This is a genomic window from Bacteroides sp. AF25-5LB (assembly GCF_003602965.1).
GTDB classification, from domain to species: domain Bacteria; phylum Bacteroidota; class Bacteroidia; order Bacteroidales; family Bacteroidaceae; genus Bacteroides; species Bacteroides uniformis.
This window is the reverse complement of sequence record NZ_QTMC01000001.1, coordinates 31,701-51,851: the sequence shown is the minus strand read 5'-3', so window position 1 is coordinate 51,851 and position 20,151 is coordinate 31,701. Positions and strand designations below refer to the sequence as shown.

The following is a 20,151-nucleotide window of genomic DNA, read 5'->3' as shown; positions in this document are numbered from 1 at the left end:
TACTTTGCACCTTTAATTTAAAATGGGAAATTAATAGCTCCCTTGGGAAGCTTTTTATTAACTAAACAAGTACTCAAAAAAGTATGAAAAAGAATTTATTTTATTTATTTGCATTGATCTGTTCAATGAGTTTATTCACGGCTTGTAGTGATGATGACGATGAAAATTGGAAGAAAGTGCCTAATCAGATTATTACAGCTGAAAATCTGGAACTGGAAACTAATATTCCAACAAGTTCTGATGCTAGTATGAAATTAGCGATGACCGATGCGCAGAATGGTATTTTGACGTTGAATAAAGTGGTTAGAGGTGCAGATGAAATAGAAATTAATGTGACTGTTGTTGAACAGACAGACGGTACTTTTAAGTTTCAAGGCGAGAAAAGTGTAACGCCTGCTACTAAGGCGGCTTGGGTGCTGCTTAGCTCTACGAATGTGAAAGTTTCGGGTACTATCACATTAGAAGGGAAAGCTGCAGTTACGGTTTCTACGGAGTTTGTAGGAGATATCGTGAAGAAATATCAGTTGTGTGATGCTGTTTATTATGCTGATTCTAAAGATAGAACCAATATTTATGCTCCGGGAAGATTGACTTGGGTATCGCCTTATGGAGAAGGTGGTAATGCAGGGATTGCAGCGGATAATATCTCGACAGTAGGGACAAATGTCCTATCTGCGGCTATGATACAGCTTTTGAAAGATGTGGAGTTCAAAGCTGACGGTTCTATTGTAGCCAGCTATGCAGAAGAAATAAACATTACTATGGATCAGATGATTATGGCCGGTATGGGACAGCTCCCTTCAACGGACGGCATTGTTTGGAAATCTTCTCCTGCAAATCTGGCTTATTGGTATGTGAAGGGTGAGCATATCTATGTTGTGCTGAATATTCCTGCCATTGTAACCGAAGCATTGAAAGATGCTGAGGATTCTCAAGTGACTCCGGAAGCTATTTTGCAGATTATAGAAATGGTGAAGAGCATGAGTGGAGCTGACATCAAGAATTTGTTGGGTCAGTTGTTGGCTGGACTTGAAGATGATAATATGCTGAAAAAGTTAGATATTTCTAAAATTTCCGATAGTGATATTGAAAAACTGATTGGCTATGTAATCGATGGTTTCCCCTTGAACTATAGAACTACCCAATTGGAGATAAAGAACGAGGAAGAGCTCGTAAGAACGGTAAATGATCTCTCTATCTATCTGGATAAGGATTTATTTGATATTTTTATGCCTGCTCTCTATCCGATGTTACCTGATGTAGATATGTTGTTAAAGAACACGAACATTGAATTCTGGGGACAGAGTATACCTTTGTGGAATATGATCCAGATGCTGACTGCCTTGAACTCAATGACTGAAATAGAAGGAATTTGGAATGTTACTACCAGATTCAATTTAGGTATAAGTCTTGGTGACAATTCTTATAAAAAATAAGAAAAGATTTTTCTTTATCTATAAAGAGGGTTCTGTGCTTGGAATCCTCTTTTTTATTTTTTTGTTCGTTTTATTATAGAATAAAATACATTATCTTTGCCTGCATCAAATTTGAATAAATATGACTGAAACGGAAAGACTGCAAATCATTACCCTTGTCAAGAACGAGGTCGTCCCTGCCATTGGTTGTACAGAACCTATAGCTGTAGCATTGTGTGTAGCAAAGGCTGTGGAAGTGTTGAATAAGCGTCCCGAAAAGATAACCGTATTGCTGAGTGCCAATATTCTGAAGAATGCAATGGGAGTGGGTATTCCTGGTACGGGGATGATTGGATTACCGATTGCTGTGGCACTTGGCGCTTTAATAGGCAAGTCGGCATATCAATTGGAGGTTTTGAAAGACAGTACCCCTGATGCAGTGGAGGCAGGAAAGCGTTTCATAGAAGAAAAGCGTATCCATATATCCTTAAAAGACGATATAGAAGAGAAACTTTATATAGAAGTCTGCTGTGAAGCCGATACGGACAAGGCAACCGCCATTATTGCTGGTGGACATACTTGCTTTACTTATATAACGCACAACGGGGACATCCTGCTGGACAAACAAACCGCTTCTTGCTTCGAAGAGGAGGAGGATGTATTGGACTTGACTTTACGCAAAGTGTATGACTTCGCCATGACAACCCCATTAGACGACATCCGTTTTATTCTTGATACGGCACGACTGAACAAGACTGCCGCTGAACGTTCCTTCGAAGGTGAATACGGTCATGGTCTGGGTAAAATCCTACGTGGCACTTACGAACACCGGATTATGGGCGACAGTGTCTTCTCTCATATCCTTTCTTACACTTCGGGAGCATGTGATGCCCGTATGGCAGGAGCTATGATTCCAGTGATGAGTAATTCCGGCAGTGGTAATCAAGGGATATCCGCTACCCTTCCCGTACTAGTCTATGCCGAAGAAAACGGGAAATCAGAAGAAGAATTGATACGTGCCTTGATGTTGAGCCATTTGACAGTAATCTATATCAAGCAGAGTTTGGGACGGTTATCCGCCTTATGCGGTTGTGTGGTTGCTGCCACGGGTTCCAGTTGCGGTATAACCTGGCTAATGGGAGGAACTTATGAACAAGTGGCATATGCTGTGCAGAACATGATTGCCAATCTTACCGGAATGATTTGTGATGGTGCCAAACCCAGTTGTGCCTTGAAAGTAACTACCGGAGTTTCAACCGCAGTGCTTTCAGCCATCATGGCCATGGAAAACCGTTGTGTAACTTCCGTAGAAGGTATTATTGATGAGGATGTGGATCAGAGTATCCGCAATCTGACAAAAATAGGTTCCAAAGGAATGAATGAAACGGATAAGTTGGTATTGGAAATAATGACAAGTAAATAATATAGAAATTAAAGAATTAAAAATTAAAGAATTACCATGCGGCATGCTTAATACAGTGTAGCTTGGTTCCTTAATTTCTAATTCTTTAATTTTTAATTCTTTAGTGGCAGCATCCGCCTCCACATTCATGGTCGCCGCATCCGTCGCCACAGTCACCACAACCGCAGCTGCCGCAACCGCCACCCATCATACGGGCGACTTCGGCAAGTTCTTCGTTTGTAGCCAGGCGGCTTTCCACTACTTCTCCAGTGAAGTTCAAGTCACAACCTGCGAGCGGATGGTTCATATCCATTACGACGATATCTTCCTTCACTTCTACCACACTTCCGTTGATGCGTTGACCTTCAGAAGTCATCAAGGGGATAACGGCACCTTCTACTACACGATCGCTGTCGAATTTCCCTTCTATCATAAAGATTTCTTTGGGGAGGTCAATAACATGGTCGTCGTCATATTCACCATAAGCTTCTGATGCCGGAATGGTAAAGTCGAATTTATCGCCTATCTGCAAGTCTTTTATCTGGGCTTCAAAGGGTTCGAGTGTCATTCCCAGCCCTGAGATAAACTGAAAAGGATGCTCTACGGGTGCTTCTTCTTCGAAATCTTTTTCTCCGTTTTCGATTGAGTACAGCTTATATGCTACGGTGATGTACTTGTTTTCTACTGTTTCCATTAATTTTCTATCTTTATTTAATTAGTAAATACTTTTTTTGAGTATTTGAAGAGACAAAGATACGAATTATTTGTTTCGGGATGTAGAGAGCCTTTGGTAATTTTCAGATTATTAAATGGTTTCAATGATTGGCAATACATTTACATTGGCTGTCCGAATGGTTCTATTTAGAACTGTTAAGTGATAAAATAGGATTTTAGGGCGATATTTTCTTACGATTATTCATATTTATCTTATTTTTTTATTCAATTTGTTTGGAGATTATAAAAAAGCCCTTACCTTTGCAGCACATTTGAAACAAAAAAGAAGAATTAAGTTATGAATTTACATACATCTATTAACCTGGCATTCCTGCATATTATTCGCGTCGTGGTGGTGGCATCAAGAGCGTGAGAAAGGTTATGTATGTATTCGTATGTTAGAAGATAATTTATTAAGCCTTTCTCACTATAGTGGGAGAGGCTTTTTCATTAAAAGGAGATTTGAAAATGAAGCATCAGTTACGCAGCTCGTTCAGCACACAAAGTCGTCGCATGGCGGGAGCCCGTGCATTGTGGACGGCGAATGGTATGAAGAAAGAACAGATGGGTAAGCCCATTATCGCTATAGTCAATTCCTTTACACAATTCGTCCCCGGGCATGTACACCTGCACGAAATAGGCCAGTTTGTAAAGGAAGAGATTGAAAAGCGGGGATGTTTTGCTGCGGAGTTCAATACGATTGCCATTGACGACGGTATCGCTATGGGGCACGACGGAATGCTTTATTCCCTGCCTTCAAGGGATATCATTGCCGATAGTGTGGAGTATATGGTAAATGCTCATAAGGCAGATGCTATGGTTTGCATCAGTAACTGTGACAAGATTACTCCGGGGATGCTGATGGCAGCTATGAGGCTGAATATACCGACTGTGTTTGTTTCAGGCGGTCCGATGGAAGCCGGGGAATGGAACGGACAGCATTTGGATTTGATTGATGCCATGATTAAATCTGCTGATGAAAGTGTGGGCGATAAAGAGGTGGCACAGATTGAGCAACATGCCTGCCCCACTTGCGGATGCTGTTCAGGCATGTTTACCGCTAATTCCATGAATTGCTTGAATGAAGCGATTGGATTGGCACTGCCCGGTAACGGCACGATTGTAGCCACTCACGAAAATCGCAAGAAACTATTTGAGGATGCAGCCAGGTTGATTGTAGAGAATGCCTTTAGATATTATGAAGAAGGGGATGAGAGTGTACTCCCGCGCAGTATTGCTACCCGTGAGGCATTTTTGAATGCCATGACGCTGGATATTGCGATGGGCGGTTCCACTAATACGGTACTTCATTTGTTGGCTGTGGCTCACGAAGCCGGAGCGGATTTTAAGATGGACGACATTGACATGCTCTCCCGCAAGACCCCCTGCTTATGCAAGGTGGCTCCCAATACCCAAAAGTATCATGTACAAGACGTTAACCGTGCCGGTGGCATCATTGCCATCATGGATGAGCTTGCCAAGGGCGGATTGGTCGATACGAATGTCCATCGTGTGGATGGAATGACGTTGGCAGAGGCAATCGACCGGTATAGTATTACCAGCTCTAATGTATGTAAAGAGGCAATCAAGAAATACTCCAGTGCGGCAGCCGGAAAGTTCAATCTGGTACTCGGCTCACAAAATGCGTCTTATAAGGAACTCGATACGGACCGTGCGACCGGTTGTATCCGTGATTTGGAACATGCATACAGCAAGGATGGCGGTCTGGCGGTTTTGAAAGGAAATATAGCTCAGGACGGTTGCGTTGTTAAGACTGCCGGTGTAGACGAGAGTATCTGGAAATTTACGGGGCCGGCGAAAGTTTTCGACTCACAAGATGCGGCTTGCGATGGTATTTTGGGTGGAAAGGTAGTCAGTGGAGACGTCGTCGTCATTACTCACGAAGGACCGAAAGGTGGACCGGGTATGCAGGAGATGCTTTATCCTACTTCTTATATCAAATCCCGCCATCTGGGTAAGGAGTGTGCATTGATTACTGACGGGCGTTTTAGTGGTGGTACTTCCGGACTGAGTATCGGACATGTTTCTCCCGAAGCGGCTGCCGGTGGTAATATCGGTAAGATTAAGGATGGGGATATTATCGAAATTGATATACCGAACCGTTCTATCAATGTGAAGTTGACGGATGAAGAGCTTGCAGCACGCCCTATGACTCCGGTAACCCGCAACCGTGAAGTCTCCAAAGCATTGAAAGCATATGCCAGTATGGTGAGTTCCGCTGACAAAGGGGCTGTGAGGTTGATTGATTAAAGGCCTCACCCCCGACCCCTCTCCGAAAGAGAGGGGAGGAGGGAATGATACAAATTTCCGAAGTTTTTAATAAAAAGATAAAGTATGGCTGATAATAATAAAAAGAGTAACTTTTCCTCCCTCTCCCAAGGAGAGGGTCGGGGTGAGGCTCTAATAACAGGCGCAGAAGCATTGATGCGCTCTCTGGAGCATCAGGGAGTAAAGACTATTTTCGGTTATCCGGGAGGGAGCATCATGCCGGTATTCGATGCCTTATACGACCACCGGAAGGAATTGAACCATATCCTGGTTCGCCATGAACAAGGAGCCACCCATGCGGCGCAAGGCTTTGCACGTGTGTCGGGCGAGGTTGGCGTTTGTCTGGTTACCAGTGGACCAGGTGCTACCAATACTATCACGGGCATTGCAGATGCCATGATTGACAGTACGCCTATCGTTGTCATTGCCGGCCAGGTAGGGACGAACTTCTTGGGTACGGATGCATTTCAAGAAGTGGACTTGGTAGGCATTACTCAGCCTATCACGAAATGGAGTTACCAGATTCGTCGTGCAGAAGATGTGGCCTGGGCAGTGGCACGTGCTTTCTATGTGGCGAAGAGCGGACGTCCGGGACCGGTCGTGCTGGATTTTGCTAAAAACGCCCAAGTGGAGAAAACAGAATATGCGCCTACTAAGGTGGACTATGTCCGTAGCTATCTTCCCGTTCCCGAAATGGAGCCGGAGGCCATACGGCAGGCTGCTGAATTAATAAATGGTGCGGAACGGCCTTTGGTGCTGGTAGGACAAGGCGTGGAGCTGGGAGAAGCCCAGCAAGAGCTTCGTGCTTTCATTGAGAAAGCCGGAATGCCTGCCGGATGCACTTTATTGGGACTTTCCGCATTGCCTACGGACCATCCGTTGAACAAAGGAATGCTTGGTATGCACGGTAACCTGGGACCCAATATCAATACCAATAAATGTGATGTCCTTATCGCCGTAGGCATGCGCTTTGATGACCGTGTGACGGGTAAATTGGAAACATATGCCAAGCAGGCGAAGATTATCCACTTTGATATTGACCCTGCCGAAATAGATAAGAATGTAAAGACCGATGTTGCTGTCCTGGGCGATTGCAAAGAGACACTGGCTGCCGTTACCCAATTGCTGGAACCCGCCAACCATCAGGAATGGATTGACAGTTTCCGGCAATACGAGGAAGTGGAAGAGGAAAAGGTAATCCGTCCGGAATTACATCCGGCAGGAAAAGCGCTAAGCATGGGTGAGGTGGTGCGTGCTGTGAGTGAGGCTACCCATAACGGGGCGATATTGGTGACTGATGTCGGCCAGAATCAGATGATGTCCGCCCGTTATTTCAAATACAGCAAGGAACGTAGCATTGTTACTTCCGGTGGCCTGGGTACTATGGGCTTCGGCCTTCCGGCAGCTATCGGTGCCACTTTTGGACGTCCGGACCGCACGGTATGCGTATTCATGGGAGACGGCGGCTTGCAGATGAACCTGCAGGAACTGGGTACCATCATGGAACAAAAGGCTCCGGTGAAGATGATTCTGTTGAACAATAACTTCTTGGGCAATGTTCGTCAATGGCAGGCGATGTTTTTCAATCGTCGTTATTCGTTTACTCCGATGATGAATCCGGATTATATGAAGATTGCTTCGGCATATGATATTCCTGCACGCAGGGTAATGACCCGCGAGGAGCTGGCAAAAGCGATTGACGAGATGATAGCAACCGACGGACCGTTCCTGCTCGAAGCTTGTGTGGAGGAAGAAGGAAATGTAATGCCGATGACACCTCCGGGCGGTTCGGTCAATCAGATGTTGTTGGAATGCTGAAGTCATGCGAAATTAAAGAATTTACTCTATCTATGGATAAAAAACTATATACAATCATTGTTCATTCGGAAAACTTTGCCGGTTTGCTGAATCAAGTGACGGCTGTGTTTACCCGTCGGCAGATAAACATCGAAAGTTTAAATGTATCGGCCTCCTCCATCAAGGGGGTACATAAATATACCATTACCGCTTGGACGGACAAGGATACCATTGAAAAGGTGACCAAGCAGATTACCAAGAAAATAGATGTGCTGCAAGCCCATTATTTTACGGATGATGAAATCTATCAGCACGAGATTGCTCTCTATAAAATAACGACCCCTACGCTGGAAGAAAAACCGGAGGTGTCCAAAGTAATCCGTAAGTACAATGCCCGTATTGTGGAGGTGAATGCTGTATTTGCCATTGTTGAGAAGAATGGCATGAGTGAGGAAATAACCAATCTTTATGAGGAGTTGCGCCAGTTGGATTGCGTACTTCAGTTCGTCCGTTCGGGTCGCGTAGCCATTACGACCAGCTGCTTTGAGCGTGTCAATGAATATCTGGCGGACCGTGAAGCAAAATATCGTCAAAGTAAACACCAGGAATCATGATGAGCGAGAACAATAAGATAGGTACCTACAAGTTTGTTGCCGAACCGTTTCATGTCGACTTTACCGGACGGCTGACAATGGGAGTATTGGGCAACCATTTGTTGAATTGTGCGGGTTTCCATGCCAGCGACCGTGGTTTTGGCATCGCGACTCTAAACGAGGACAATTATACTTGGGTATTGTCCCGCCTGGCTGTCGAGCTGGATGAAATGCCTTATCAGTATGAAGATTTCTCCATTCAGACCTGGGTGGAGAATGTCTATCGCCTTTTTACAGACCGTAATTTCGCTATCACCGATAAGGAGGGCAAGAAGATTGGGTATGCACGTTCCGTTTGGGCGATGATTAGCATGAATACCCGTAAGCCGGCAGATTTGCTGGCTCTTCATAGTGGCAGCATTGTAGATTATGTTTGCGATGAGCCTTGCCCGATAGAAAAACCTTCGCGGATAAAGGTGGCCTCAAAGGAACCGGTTGCTGCTTTGGTAGCCAAATACAGTGATATTGACATTAACGGGCATGTGAACAGCATCCGTTACATCGAGCATATCCTTGATTTGTTCCCGATAGAGATGTATAAGGAGAAGCGCATCCGTCGTTTTGAAATGGCATATGTAGCCGAAAGCTATTATGGGGATGAGTTGACTTTGTTCATGGATGATGCCGGTGAGGGCGTTTACGATGTGGAGGTGAAAAAGAATGGCAGCGAAGTGGTCTGTCGCTCTAAAGTGATATTTACAGAGAAATAAATAAATTTATCAACGTTGGCGTAAGCCACAAATAAAAATTAAAACAAAAAATGGCACAATTGAATTTTGGCGGTGTTATTGAGAATGTAATGACCCGAGAAGAATTTCCTTTGGAAAAAGCACGTGAGATTTTGAAAGATGAAACAATTGCAGTAATCGGTTATGGCGTACAAGGCCCGGGCCAGGCTTGCAACTTGCGTGATAACGGTTTCAATGTGATTGTAGGACAACGTCCGGGTAAGACATACGAAAAGGCTGTGGCTGACGGATGGGTACCGGGTGAGACTTTGTTCGGCATCGAAGAGGCTTGTCAGAAAGGTACTATCATCATGTGTCTGTTGTCTGACGCAGCTGTAATGTCTGTATGGCCGACTATCAAACCTTATTTGACTCCCGGAAAGGCCCTTTACTTCTCTCATGGTTTTGCTATTACCTGGAACGACCGTACCGGCGTGGTTCCTCCTAAAGATATTGATGTTATTATGGTTGCTCCCAAAGGTTCCGGTACTTCACTTCGTACCATGTTCCTCGAGGGTCGTGGCTTGAACTCATCATATGCCGTCTATCAGGATGCTACGGGTAAGGCTTTTGACAAGACGATTGCACTGGGTATCGGCATCGGTTCGGGATATTTGTTCGAGACAACTTTCATCCGCGAAGCCACTTCCGACTTGACCGGTGAACGCGGTTCCTTGATGGGTGCTATCCAGGGATTGCTGTTGGCTCAGTATGAAGTATTGCGCGAAAACGGTCACACTCCTTCTGAAGCATTCAATGAAACTGTGGAAGAGTTGACTCAATCTTTGATGCCATTGTTTGCCAAGAATGGTATGGACTGGATGTATGCCAACTGTTCTACTACGGCACAGCGTGGTGCGCTGGATTGGATGACCCCGTTCCATGATGCCATCAAGCCGGTTGTACAGAAATTGTATGCAAGCGTGAAGTCGGGTAACGAAGCTCAGATTTCTATCGACAGCAACTCCAAACCCGATTATCGTGAGAAGCTGAATGCAGAATTGAAAGCCTTGCGTGAAAGCGAAATGTGGCAGACAGCTGTTACAGTTCGTAAACTTCGTCCGGAAAACAATTAATCAGCTTTATATAAATAGGTGAAATACCCTCTTCGGTGTTACCGGAGGGGGTATTTCTTTATTATTGATTCCCTATATTTTGAATAAACTCCAATAGCTTCCGGTAAAAACCGTGATGTTTCAGCGTCTCTGCCTCTCCCAATATTACCAGCTTCATACGTGCCCGGGTGATGGCTACATTCATTCTCCTTAAATCATTCAGGAATCCTATCTGCCCTTCTTCGTTGGCGCGGACAAGGCTGATGAAGATAACATCGCGCTCTTGCCCTTGGAAGCCATCCACCGTATTTACAGTGAACAAGCTGCGATAAGGCTTGAGTGAAGCGTCTGCCTTTATCTTGTTGCGGAGATATTGCACTTGTGCCTTGTAAGGGGAGATGATGCCGAAGTCTATTTTTTCTTCCAGAATGCGGCTGCCACCGATACGGTTGATGTAGATTTTCAGTTCTGACAGGAGCAGGTCCGCTTCCGCTTTATTGATGCGTCCGAAAGTCTCTCCCACAAATTCTTCTTTGAAATCCATTTCGGAGGTGTCAATCCAGTGGATAGGGGTATCCCAGTCCAGGATGCCCCGGTAACGCACTTCGGGAGCGGCTTCCAACTCGCCATTATAAAACCATTGGGAAGGAAATTTCATGATTTCCTCGTGCATGCGGTATTGCACTTTCAGCAAAGAGACAACGGCAGGTTTGTTGGACACCACTTTCTCCATCAATGTTCGTTCCAGACCTCCACGGGCGGCTTCGTGGCATTTTATGGTGGGCGGAAGTTGGCAGTGGTCACCCGCCAATACCAGGCGGTCTGCTTTTCGGATAGCTATCCAGCAGGCAGCCTCTAAGGCCTGGGCTGCTTCATCAATGAAAAGGGTGCCGAAACGGCGTCCGTTCAGCAGCCGGTGATTGCTGCTTACCAGCGTGGAGGCTATGACGTGTGCCCCATCAAAAAGCTCTGCATTGATTTGTATTTCCAATGCGGTGGCGCGGTCGCGCAGGCGGCTCATACGGCTGCGTACTCCTTCGCGTTCGTCATAGCTGCCACGGCGGGCACGGCTGCCCAGTTCACGGAGATTTTTCCGGATGCTCCACAGTTCCGGATAAAGCGGATGGTTCTCGAAACGACGCTCGTAGGTAAAGGAAAGCATCTTGTCGTTGACACGGGTCGGATTGCCGATACGCAGGACATTGACGCCACGGTCCACAAGTTTTTCCGAAATCCAGTCGACGGCAGTATTGCTTTGGGCACATACCAGTACCTGCGGTTCCCGATGCAGGGTTTCGTAGATGGCTTCCACTAAGGTGGTCGTTTTTCCGGTTCCCGGAGGACCGTGTACAATGGCCACGTCGCGGGCACACAGCACTTTGTTTACAGCTGTCTCCTGCGTGGAGTTCAGCCAGGGAAACCGTACGGGATAGAGCTCTCGGAAACCGGCTTTCGGGGTTCCCAGCAATATGTCCCGCAATTCGGCCAGGCGGTTGCCTTTGGAGCGTAACGTATCTTCCAAGGCTTCGAACATGGTCCGATAGGATGTTTCGTCGAAATAAAGTTGTACGCCGAGGTTGTCCGTTTCCTGCACTTCCATAACGGCACCGGCTCCGGGCATTATCGCTACCATCCGTGTCTCGTCGGCATAGCTTACGGTAGCGGTGAAGTTCATATAGGTTATTTTTCCATCGGCAGACTGGCGGAAAAAACATACGGGACGGCCGAACTCAAAATTATGTTCTATATCGGTATTTTCTGTGTGTGTAATTTCTATTACTAATTGATTCAGTGAATTATAGTAACTTCGTCCCGGAGTGGCAGGATACCAGCAAAGTCCCCGTTTCACTTTCCGGGCAACTCCCATGTTTTCGGTTTGGCGTTTGAATTCCTCTTTTTCGTATTCGTATTCCATGCGCAGCAAAAGTTGTTGCTGCTGGAGGTGAATAATAGGACTATTTGAATCTTGTTCCTTCATGGTTGCAAAGGTAATCATTCTTCGCTTCCGACGGAAAAAATGCTTTATTTTGTTAAACTATTCAACCTTTTTATTTGTTTATGATATTAATTTGTAATCTTTACAATAATGAAAAACTAAAAAATAGTGGTTATGGTATATGATTTAACGATGCTCAAAACGTTTTATGCTGCTTATTCGGAGAAGATAGAACGCGTACGGAACGTACTGCGGCGTCCGATGACTTTAGCGGAGAAAATTTTGTATGCTCATTTGTATGATGGGGATAAAGTGAAGAACTACAGACGGGGAGAAGACTATGTGAATTTCCGTCCCGACCGTGTGGCCATGCAGGATGCAACGGCTCAAATGGCCTTATTGCAATTTATGAATGCAGGCCGTGAGCAGGTTGCCGTGCCTTCCACTGTGCATTGTGACCATTTGATTCAAGCATATAAAGGTGCAAAAGAAGATGTTGCGACTGCTACGAAGACCAACGAGGAGGTCTATAATTTTCTCCGTGATGTTTCTTCCCGCTATGGCATAGGTTTTTGGCAGCCGGGAGCAGGCATTATTCACCAGGTGGTATTGGAGAACTACGCATTTCCGGGTGGAATGATGGTAGGCACGGACTCTCATACGCCCAATGCCGGAGGTTTGGGCATGGTGGCCATTGGTGTGGGTGGTGCCGATGCGGTGGATGTGATGACCGGCATGGAATGGGAACTGAAAATGCCGCGTCTGATAGGCGTACACTTGAAGGGTAAATTGAGTGGCTGGGTAGCTCCCAAAGACGTTATTCTGAAGTTGGCGGGTATTCTTACTGTAAAAGGGGGAACCAATGCCATCATTGAATATTTTGGACCGGGAACCGCTTCATTGTCTGCCACTGGAAAGGCTACCATCTGCAATATGGGGGCAGAGGTGGGGGCGACTACCTCCCTTTTCCCTTACGATGAGCGCATGGGTACCTACTTGAAGGCTACCGGACGTGAAGAAGTGGCAAAAATGGCTGCTTCCGTAGCTGCCGACCTTCGCGCCGACGACGAAGTGCTGGCAAATCCGGAAAAATATTACGACCGCATCATTGAAATAGACCTCTCGCTATTGGAACCGTATATCAACGGGCCCTTTACGCCGGATGCAGCAACACCGATATCGAAATTTGCCGAGGTAGTGATAACCAATAACTATCCCCGCCGGATGGAAGTCGGCCTGATAGGGTCGTGCACCAATTCGTCCTATCAGGATTTGAGCCGCGCAGCCTCCCTTGCCCGGCAGGTAAAGGAAAAGAATTTGAAGGTTGCTTCCCCGCTGATTGTCAACCCCGGTTCGGAGCAGATACGTGCCACTGCTGAACGCGACGGCATGATTGCCGCTTTCGAAGATATTGGCGCAACGATAATGGCGAATGCCTGCGGACCTTGTATTGGCCAGTGGAAGCGCCATACTGATGACCCCGAACGCAAAAATTCCATCGTCACCTCTTTTAACCGTAATTTTGCCAAACGTGCCGATGGAAATCCCAACACTTTTGCTTACGTCGCTTCCCCGGAGATAACGATGGCGCTGACCATTGCCGGTGACCTTTGTTTCGACCCGTTGAGGGATACGCTGGTCAATGCCAAAGGAGAGATTGTGAAACTGTCCGAACCGGTCGGTGAAGAACTGCCGGCACATGGGTTTATAGGAGGAAAGGAAGGATACATTGCTCCAGGTAAAGGACAGACGGAAATTACGGTCAATCCTCATTCACAGCGCTTGCAACTGCTGACTCCCTTCCCTGCCTGGGATGGCATGGATTTGCTGAATATGCCTTTATTGATTAAAGTGCAGGGGAAATGTACCACCGACCACATTTCCATGGCAGGGCCATGGCTCCGTTTCCGGGGACATCTGGAGAATATTTCGGATAATATGCTGATGGGAGCTGTCAATGTTTTCAATGGAGAGACGAATAGTGTCTGGAATCGCTCTACCAATACCTATGGAACGGTGTCAGGCACGGCGAAATTGTATAAATCCGAAGGCATCCCTTCCATTGTCGTTGCCGAAGAGAATTATGGTGAAGGTTCCAGCCGTGAGCATGCTGCCATGGAACCACGCTTCCTGAATGTACGCGTCATTTTGGCGAAAAGCTTTGCCCGTATCCATGAGACGAATTTAAAGAAACAAGGCATGCTGGCGCTGACCTTTACGGATAAGGCCGATTATGACAAGATTCGGGAACGCGACCTGATTTCTGTCATGGGGCTGAAAGATTTTGCTTCGGGACGCACGTTGAAGGTGGTTCTTCATCACGAGGACGGGAGTAAAGAAAGTTTTGAAGTACAACATACGTATAACGAACAGCAGATAGCCTGGTTCCGGGCCGGTTCTGCACTTAATGCAAGATAGAATATGGAAAAAATTACTGTACCTTTTATTACCGGCGATGGGGTGGGAGCAGAAGTGACCCCATCCATGCAGGCTGTCGTGAATGCCGCTGTCAAGAAATCCTATGGTGACCGGCGTGGCATTGAATGGAAAGAAGTGCTGGCAGGAGAACGTGCCTTCCACGAAACCGGTTCCTGGTTGCCGGACGAAACCATGGAAGCCTTCCGCACCTATAAGGTGGGCATCAAAGGTCCTTTGACAACTCCCGTCGGCGGAGGTATCCGTTCCTTGAACGTAGCCTTGCGTCAGACGCTTGATTTGTATGTCTGCCAACGTCCGGTACGTTGGTATAAGGGCATTGTTTCTCCACTCAAAGAGCCGCATAAGGTGGATATGTGCGTATTCCGTGAGAATACCGAGGATATTTACGCAGGCATCGAATGGGAAGCCGGTACTCCGGAGGCTGAAAAGTTCTATCGTTTTCTCCGTGACGACATGGGGGTGACGAAAGTCCGTTTTCCCGAAACCTCCTCGTTTGGCGTGAAGCCCGTTTCGAGAGAAGGAACAGAGCGCTTGGTGCGTGCCGCCTGCCGATATGCGCTTGAGCATCGTCTGCCTTCCGTGACGTTGGTACACAAGGGAAACATTATGAAGTTTACGGAAGGCGGCTTCAAGAAGTGGGGTTACGAACTGGCAGAGCGTGAGTTTGGTAAAGAGCTGGCAGAAGGGCGTCTGGTCATCAAGGACTGCATTGCCGATGCATTCCTGCAGAACACGTTGCTTATCCCCGAAGAATATTCCGTGATTGCTACGTTGAATCTGAACGGCGATTATGTGTCCGACCAACTGGCTGCCATGGTAGGCGGCATCGGCATTGCACCGGGTGCGAATATCAACTATAAAACGGGGCATGCCATTTTTGAGGCTACTCACGGGACGGCTCCGAACATTGCCGGGAAAGACATTGTGAATCCCTGTTCCATCATCCTTTCCGCTGTGATGATGCTTGAATATCTGGGTTGGAAGGAAGCAGCCTCTCTTATAGAGAACGCCTTGGAGCAAAGTTTCACAGAAGCCCGTGCTACTGCCGACTTGGCCCGTTTTATGCCGGGTGGCGTCTCGCTGTCCACTTCGGCTTTCACCCGGGAGATTGTAGGGAGAATAGAAAATGGGAATAACGAATAAAACGAAACGATTATGAAGAAGGAGTATCTGATTTACAAGCTTTCCGAAGATTTGAAGGAAGCTACCCGGATTGAGAATGAACTGTTCAGGAAGTTTGATGTGAAGCGCGGTTTGCGTAATGAGGACGGCACGGGAGTCTTGGTGGGGTTGACCAAAATAGGCAATGTGGTCGGCTATGAACGCATCCCCGGTGGAGGGCTGAAGCCTATTCCCGGCAAATTGTTCTACCGCGGTTATGATGTGGATGACTTGGCACACGCCATCATCAAAGAGAAGCGTTTCGGTTTTGAGGAAATTGCCTACTTGTTGCTTTCCGGTCGCCTGCCCGACAAGGAAGAACTCTCTTCTTTCCGTGAACTCATCAACGACAACATGCCGCTGGAGCAGAAGACCAAGATGAATATCATTGAACTCGAAGGAAACAACATTATGAACATCCTGGCGCGCAGCGTGCTCGAGATGTATCGTTTTGACCCTGATGCAGATGACACTTCCCGCGATAATCTGATGCGGCAGAGCATTGAGCTTATTTCGAAATTCCCGACCATCATTGCGTATGCCTATAACATGCTTCGCCATGCCACCCATGGCCGTTCATTGCATATCCGCCATCCGCAGGAAAACCTTTCCATTGCCGAGAATTTCCTCTATATGCTGAAGAAGGACTACACGGAGCTGGATGCCCGCACGCTCGACTTGCTGCTGGTTCTTCAGGCCGAGCACGGTGGTGGTAACAACTCCACCTTTACCGTACGTGTCACTTCTTCTACCGGGACGGATACTTACTCTTCGATAGCGGCAGGTATCGGTTCCTTGAAAGGGCCGCTTCATGGAGGTGCCAATATCCAGGTTGCCGATATGTTCCACCATCTGCAGGAAAACATTCAGGACTGGACGAACGTGGATGAGATTGATACTTACTTCACCCGCATGCTCAACAAGGAAGCCTATAACAAGACCGGCTTGATATATGGTATCGGACATGCCGTCTATACCATTTCCGACCCGCGCGCCATTCTGCTGAAGGAGCTTGCCCGCGACCTTGCCCGCGAAAAAGGGAAAGAACGCGAGTTCGCTTTCCTTGAACTGCTCGAGGAGCGCGCCATTGATGTGTTTGGCCGTGTGAAGAATAATGGCAAGACGGTTTCGAGTAATGTGGATTTCTATTCGGGCTTTGTTTACGAGATGATTGGGCTGCCGCAGGAAATCTTCACGCCTTTGTTCGCCATGGCACGTATTGTCGGTTGGTGTGCACATCGCAATGAAGAATTGAACTTTGAAGGCAAGCGTATTATCCGTCCTGCCTATAAGAATGTTTTGGATGAGGTGGCTTATGTGCCCATTAAGAAACGGTAAGGATTAGACTTGTATCTTTTAAATCGTTCCATCACGGGGAAAAAATCGTTCCACCATGGTGGAACGATTTTTTCTCCATGGTGGAATGAAATTTACTCCATGATGGAACGATTAGATTTTCGTATCTCTACTGCTTAATCTTCTCAGTAAAAAACACTGGTTTTTGTATGAAAAAACAATTATCCGGGGAAAACGATTTGTTTGTTGTGAGTTTTCTTTATCTTTGCTTCGCATAAATAAAGAACTATGAATCAGGAAACTTTTCAGATATTTCTGTGGGTAATGAGTGCTGTGGCATTGGTTGTCTTTATTGCGCTCTATTTTGTCAAAGCGGGTTATGGCATGTTCCGTACTGCCTCGTGGGGAATCTCCATCAATAATAAACTGGCGTGGGTGCTTATGGAAGCGCCGGTATTCATCGTCATGTTTGGGTTGTGGGGGAAGAGTGGAGCGGGATTTGCCGTGCCGGTATATTTCTTCTTCCTGCTGTTTCAGTTGCACTATCTTCAGCGGGCCTTTATTTTTCCGTTCCTGCTGAAAGGTAAAAGCCGGATGCCGGTAGCTATTATGGCGATGGGTATCGTCTTCAACCTTTTGAACGGGATGATGCAGGCGGGCGGTTTGTTCTATTTCGCTCCCGAAGGCTTGTATGCCGATGGCTGGGCCTATTTGCTGAAACCTCATGCCTTGTTGGGAATCATTCTGTTTTTTGCGGGTATGTTCGTCAATTTGCATTCCGACTATGTGATACGTCATCTGCGCAGGCCGGGTGATACGAAGCATTATCTTCCCGGAAAAGGGCTTTACCGATACGTCACTTCTGCCAATTACTTCGGTGAGCTGGTGGAATGGACGGGGTTTGCCATACTCACAGCCTCTCCCGCTGCCTGGGTGTTCGTCTGGTGGACGTTTGCCAATCTTGTTCCCCGTGCCGATGCCATTCACTGCCATTATCGGGAGGAGTTTGGTGATGAGGCGGTAGGAAAGCGCAAACGCATCATTCCATTTCTTTATTAATGGAAAATGGGGAGTTGAAAATGGAAAATGAATAATTCATAACTTATAACTCATAACTCATAACGATGGAATCCAAGTTATTCACCCCCGTCACTTTCGGACCGTTGACCTTGCGTAACCGTACCATCCGTTCGGCTGCTTTCGAGAGCATGTGTCCCGGAAACGCTCCGTCGGACATGTTGCTCGACTATCATCGGTCGGTAGCGGCGGGAGGTATAGGTATGACTACTGTTGCCTATGCGGCAGTTACTCAGAGCGGCTTGTCTTTTGACCGCCAGTTGTGGATGCGTCCTGAGATTATCCCCGGACTCCGTAGGCTGACTGATGCCATACATGCGGAGGGGGCTGCGGCAGGCATCCAGTTGGGACACTGTGGCAATATGTCCCATAAGAGTATTTGCGGTTGTATGCCCGTCGGCGCATCTTCCGGTTTCAATCTTTACTCTCCTACCTTTGTGCGCGGACTGCGTGCCGATGAGCTGCCGGAGATGGCGCGTGCTTATGGGCGTTCGGTGAATCTGGCACGGGAGGCCGGATTTGATTCTGTAGAGATTCATGCAGGGCATGGCTATCTCATCAGCCAGTTCTTGTCCCCGTCCACCAACCATCGGAAAGACGAGTTCGGAGGCTCGTTGCAGAACCGTATGCGTTTTATGGATATGGTGATGGAAGAAGTGATGGAGGCTGCCGGCAGTGATATGGCTGTGCTGGTGAAGATGAACATGCGCGATGGCTTCCGTGGAGGGATGGAACTGGACGAGACGATGCAGGTGGCCCGGAGGCTGGAGCAGTCGGGAGCACATGCGCTGGTCTTGAGCGGTGGGTTCGTCAGTAAGGCGCCGATGTATGTCATGCGGGGCGAAATGCCTATCCGCAGCATGACGCATTACATGACCTGCTGGTGGTTGAAATACGGTGTACGCATGGTAGGCAAATGGATGATACCGAGCGTACCGTTTAAGGAAGCTTATTTCCTGGAAGATGCCTTGAAATTCCGTGCCGCCTTGAAGATACCGTTGGTTTATGTGGGTGGCCTGGTTTCCAGGGATAAGATAGATGAGGTGCTGGATGACGGCTTCGAGGCGGTGCAAATGGCGCGCGCTCTGCTCAATGAGCCAGGGTTCGTCAACCGCATGCGTGCCGAAGAGAATGCACGTTGCAACTGCCGGCATAGTAATTACTGCATTGCCCGGATGTATTCCATCGAGATGGCATGCCATCAGCATTTGAAGGAGGAGCTTCCACCTTGTCTGAAAAAGGAGATAGAGAAAATCGAAGCGAAAGGCTGATTTTTAGTTTTTAATTTTCAATTTTTAATTATTAAAGTGAATTTAGCTGTTATAACCGGGGCAGACGGTGGCATGGGCATGGAAATTACCCGCGCAGTGGCAACTGCCGGCTATCAGGTCATCATGGCATGCCGTGACCCCCAAGCTGCCGAACCCAAGCGGCAACTGCTGATGCGTGAAACCGGTAATCCGCGTATTGAGACTGCTCCCATTGATTTGGCATCTCTGGCTTCAGTGGCCGCATTTGCAGAGCATCTGTTGAAGCGGGGAGAGCCGTTGGCGTTGTTGATGAACAATGCCGGAACCATGGAAACGGAACGCCGCATTACCGAAGACGGACTGGAACGGACGGTGAGTGTCAATTATGTAGGGCCTTACCTGCTGACCCGCAAGCTGCTGCCATTGATGGGAGAGGGGAGCCGTATTGTGAATATGGTATCTTGTACGTATGCCATCGGTCATCTTGACTTTCCGGATTTTTTCCTCCGGGGAAAGAAGGGTGGCTTTTGGCGCATTCCTATATATAGCAACACGAAGCTGGCATTGACTCTGTTCACCATCGACTTGGCCAGTCGTGTCAAGCACAAAGATATTGTTGTGAATGCGGCTGATCCAGGGATTGTGTCTACCAATATCATTACCATGCATATGTGGTTTGACCCGCTGACAGATATACTTTTCAGGCCTTTCATCCGTACTCCCCGTAAGGGAGCTGCAACGGCTGTCGGCTTATTGCTGGATGAGGATGCCGGTAAACGTACGGGTACATTGAATGCCAGTTGCCGTCCCAAGTCTCTTTCGGAGAAGTATACCCGGCATGTACAGATGGAAGAACTGTGGGAGAGGACGGAAAGTATAGTGAAGAAATGGTTGTAAAAAGACAGAGAAGGCGCATATGGCGCCTTCTCTGTTTATGGG

The 20,151-nt window shown here is 47.3% G+C and carries 15 protein-coding genes; 13 read left to right on the top strand and 2 right to left on the bottom strand.

All coding sequences use genetic code 11. The features are described from left to right. The first annotated feature begins 83 nt into the window (after positions 1-83). Positions 84-1,436, top strand: a complete 1,353-nt coding sequence (locus DWY57_RS00245; protein WP_117600016.1) for a DUF4925 domain-containing protein — start codon at positions 84-86, stop codon at positions 1,434-1,436. Between the two features lie 121 nt (positions 1,437-1,557). Continuing rightward, positions 1,558-2,838: an L-serine ammonia-lyase, iron-sulfur-dependent, subunit alpha gene (locus tag DWY57_RS00240; RefSeq protein ID WP_117964105.1), complete on the top strand. Its 1,281-nt coding sequence runs from the start codon at positions 1,558-1,560 to the stop codon at positions 2,836-2,838. 100 nt (positions 2,839-2,938) lie between these two features. Here the strand turns inward: DWY57_RS00240 and DWY57_RS00235 are convergent, their stop codons facing one another. Further along, positions 2,939-3,511, bottom strand: a complete 573-nt coding sequence (locus tag DWY57_RS00235) for an FKBP-type peptidyl-prolyl cis-trans isomerase (RefSeq protein WP_117600018.1) — start codon at positions 3,509-3,511, stop codon at positions 2,939-2,941. Between the two features lie 488 nt (positions 3,512-3,999). On the opposite strand from DWY57_RS00235, the gene ilvD reads away from it, so the two are divergent. From ilvD to ilvC, 5 genes are all read left to right on the top strand, one after another. Further along, positions 4,000-5,802: a dihydroxy-acid dehydratase gene (gene ilvD, locus DWY57_RS00230; RefSeq protein WP_117600019.1), complete on the top strand. Its 1,803-nt coding sequence runs from the start codon at positions 4,000-4,002 to the stop codon at positions 5,800-5,802. 84 nt (positions 5,803-5,886) lie between these two features. Continuing rightward, positions 5,887-7,638, top strand: coding sequence for a biosynthetic-type acetolactate synthase large subunit (gene ilvB / locus DWY57_RS00225; protein WP_119961165.1), 1,752 nt, complete (start codon positions 5,887-5,889; stop codon positions 7,636-7,638). Between the two features lie 32 nt (positions 7,639-7,670). Continuing rightward, on the top strand, positions 7,671-8,231 hold the full coding sequence (gene ilvN / locus DWY57_RS00220; protein WP_005833135.1) for an acetolactate synthase small subunit: 561 nt from the start codon (positions 7,671-7,673) through the stop codon (positions 8,229-8,231). Then, positions 8,231-8,980 carry an acyl-ACP thioesterase domain-containing protein gene (locus DWY57_RS00215; protein ID WP_117600077.1) on the top strand — a complete coding sequence of 250 codons (750 nt, stop codon included), beginning with the start codon at positions 8,231-8,233 and terminating at the stop codon, positions 8,978-8,980. Before ilvN ends, DWY57_RS00215 begins: the two co-directional genes overlap by 1 nt. A gap of 50 nt (positions 8,981-9,030) precedes the next feature. After that, positions 9,031-10,074: a ketol-acid reductoisomerase gene (gene ilvC / locus DWY57_RS00210; protein ID WP_005827157.1), complete on the top strand. Its 1,044-nt coding sequence runs from the start codon at positions 9,031-9,033 to the stop codon at positions 10,072-10,074. Positions 10,075-10,135: 61 nt separating this feature from the next. On the opposite strand, the gene DWY57_RS00205 is transcribed toward ilvC, so the two are convergent. Next, the gene (locus tag DWY57_RS00205) at positions 10,136-12,031 is read right to left on the bottom strand and encodes an AAA domain-containing protein (protein ID WP_119961263.1); all 1,896 of its coding nucleotides are present in this window, start codon (positions 12,029-12,031) and stop codon (positions 10,136-10,138) included. A 132-nt stretch (positions 12,032-12,163) separates the two neighbouring features. Between DWY57_RS00205 and DWY57_RS00200 the strand changes: the two genes are divergently transcribed. The 6 genes from DWY57_RS00200 to DWY57_RS00175 all read left to right on the top strand — a co-directional run bounded on the left by DWY57_RS00200 (position 12,164) and on the right by DWY57_RS00175 (position 20,109). Then, positions 12,164-14,407, top strand: a complete 2,244-nt coding sequence (locus tag DWY57_RS00200; protein WP_119961164.1) for an aconitate hydratase — start codon at positions 12,164-12,166, stop codon at positions 14,405-14,407. Positions 14,408-14,410: 3 nt separating this feature from the next. Continuing rightward, entirely contained in the window at positions 14,411-15,571 is a 1,161-nt protein-coding gene (gene icd / locus DWY57_RS00195) for an NADP-dependent isocitrate dehydrogenase (protein ID WP_119961163.1), read from the top strand. Between the two features lie 12 nt (positions 15,572-15,583). Next, entirely contained in the window at positions 15,584-16,927 is a 1,344-nt protein-coding gene (locus DWY57_RS00190) for a citrate/2-methylcitrate synthase (RefSeq protein WP_009037962.1), read from the top strand. Positions 16,928-17,173: 246 nt separating this feature from the next. Continuing rightward, positions 17,174-17,944 (top strand): DUF1295 domain-containing protein, encoded by a 771-nt coding sequence (locus DWY57_RS00185; protein WP_119961162.1) that lies wholly within the window; start codon positions 17,174-17,176, stop codon positions 17,942-17,944. A 65-nt stretch (positions 17,945-18,009) separates the two neighbouring features. Then, complete coding sequence (locus DWY57_RS00180; RefSeq protein ID WP_117600026.1) at positions 18,010-19,233, top strand: NADH:flavin oxidoreductase; 1,224 nt, start codon at positions 18,010-18,012, stop codon at positions 19,231-19,233. 36 nt (positions 19,234-19,269) lie between these two features. Next, the gene (locus tag DWY57_RS00175; RefSeq protein ID WP_117600027.1) at positions 19,270-20,109 is read left to right on the top strand and encodes an SDR family oxidoreductase; all 840 of its coding nucleotides are present in this window, start codon (positions 19,270-19,272) and stop codon (positions 20,107-20,109) included. Positions 20,110-20,151: the final 42 nt, after the last annotated feature.

Excerpts from the sequence above, each read along its gene's own strand:
- DWY57_RS00245 (WP_117600016.1), top strand. The coding sequence starts at position 84 with ATGAAAAAGAATTTATTTTATTTATTTGCATTGATCTGTTCAATGAGT.
- DWY57_RS00240 (WP_117964105.1), top strand. The coding sequence starts at position 1,558 with ATGACTGAAACGGAAAGACTGCAAATCATTACCCTTGTCAAGAACGAG.
- DWY57_RS00235 (WP_117600018.1), bottom strand. The coding sequence starts at position 3,511 with ATGGAAACAGTAGAAAACAAGTACATCACCGTAGCATATAAGCTGTAC.
- ilvD (WP_117600019.1), top strand. The coding sequence starts at position 4,000 with ATGAAGCATCAGTTACGCAGCTCGTTCAGCACACAAAGTCGTCGCATG.
- ilvB (WP_119961165.1), top strand. The coding sequence starts at position 5,887 with ATGGCTGATAATAATAAAAAGAGTAACTTTTCCTCCCTCTCCCAAGGA.
- ilvN (WP_005833135.1), top strand. The coding sequence starts at position 7,671 with ATGGATAAAAAACTATATACAATCATTGTTCATTCGGAAAACTTTGCC.
- DWY57_RS00215 (WP_117600077.1), top strand. The coding sequence starts at position 8,231 with ATGAGCGAGAACAATAAGATAGGTACCTACAAGTTTGTTGCCGAACCG.
- ilvC (WP_005827157.1), top strand. The coding sequence starts at position 9,031 with ATGGCACAATTGAATTTTGGCGGTGTTATTGAGAATGTAATGACCCGA.
- DWY57_RS00205 (WP_119961263.1), bottom strand. The coding sequence starts at position 12,031 with ATGAAGGAACAAGATTCAAATAGTCCTATTATTCACCTCCAGCAGCAA.
- DWY57_RS00200 (WP_119961164.1), top strand. The coding sequence starts at position 12,164 with ATGGTATATGATTTAACGATGCTCAAAACGTTTTATGCTGCTTATTCG.
- icd (WP_119961163.1), top strand. The coding sequence starts at position 14,411 with ATGGAAAAAATTACTGTACCTTTTATTACCGGCGATGGGGTGGGAGCA.
- DWY57_RS00190 (WP_009037962.1), top strand. The coding sequence starts at position 15,584 with ATGAAGAAGGAGTATCTGATTTACAAGCTTTCCGAAGATTTGAAGGAA.
- DWY57_RS00185 (WP_119961162.1), top strand. The coding sequence starts at position 17,174 with ATGAATCAGGAAACTTTTCAGATATTTCTGTGGGTAATGAGTGCTGTG.
- DWY57_RS00180 (WP_117600026.1), top strand. The coding sequence starts at position 18,010 with ATGGAATCCAAGTTATTCACCCCCGTCACTTTCGGACCGTTGACCTTG.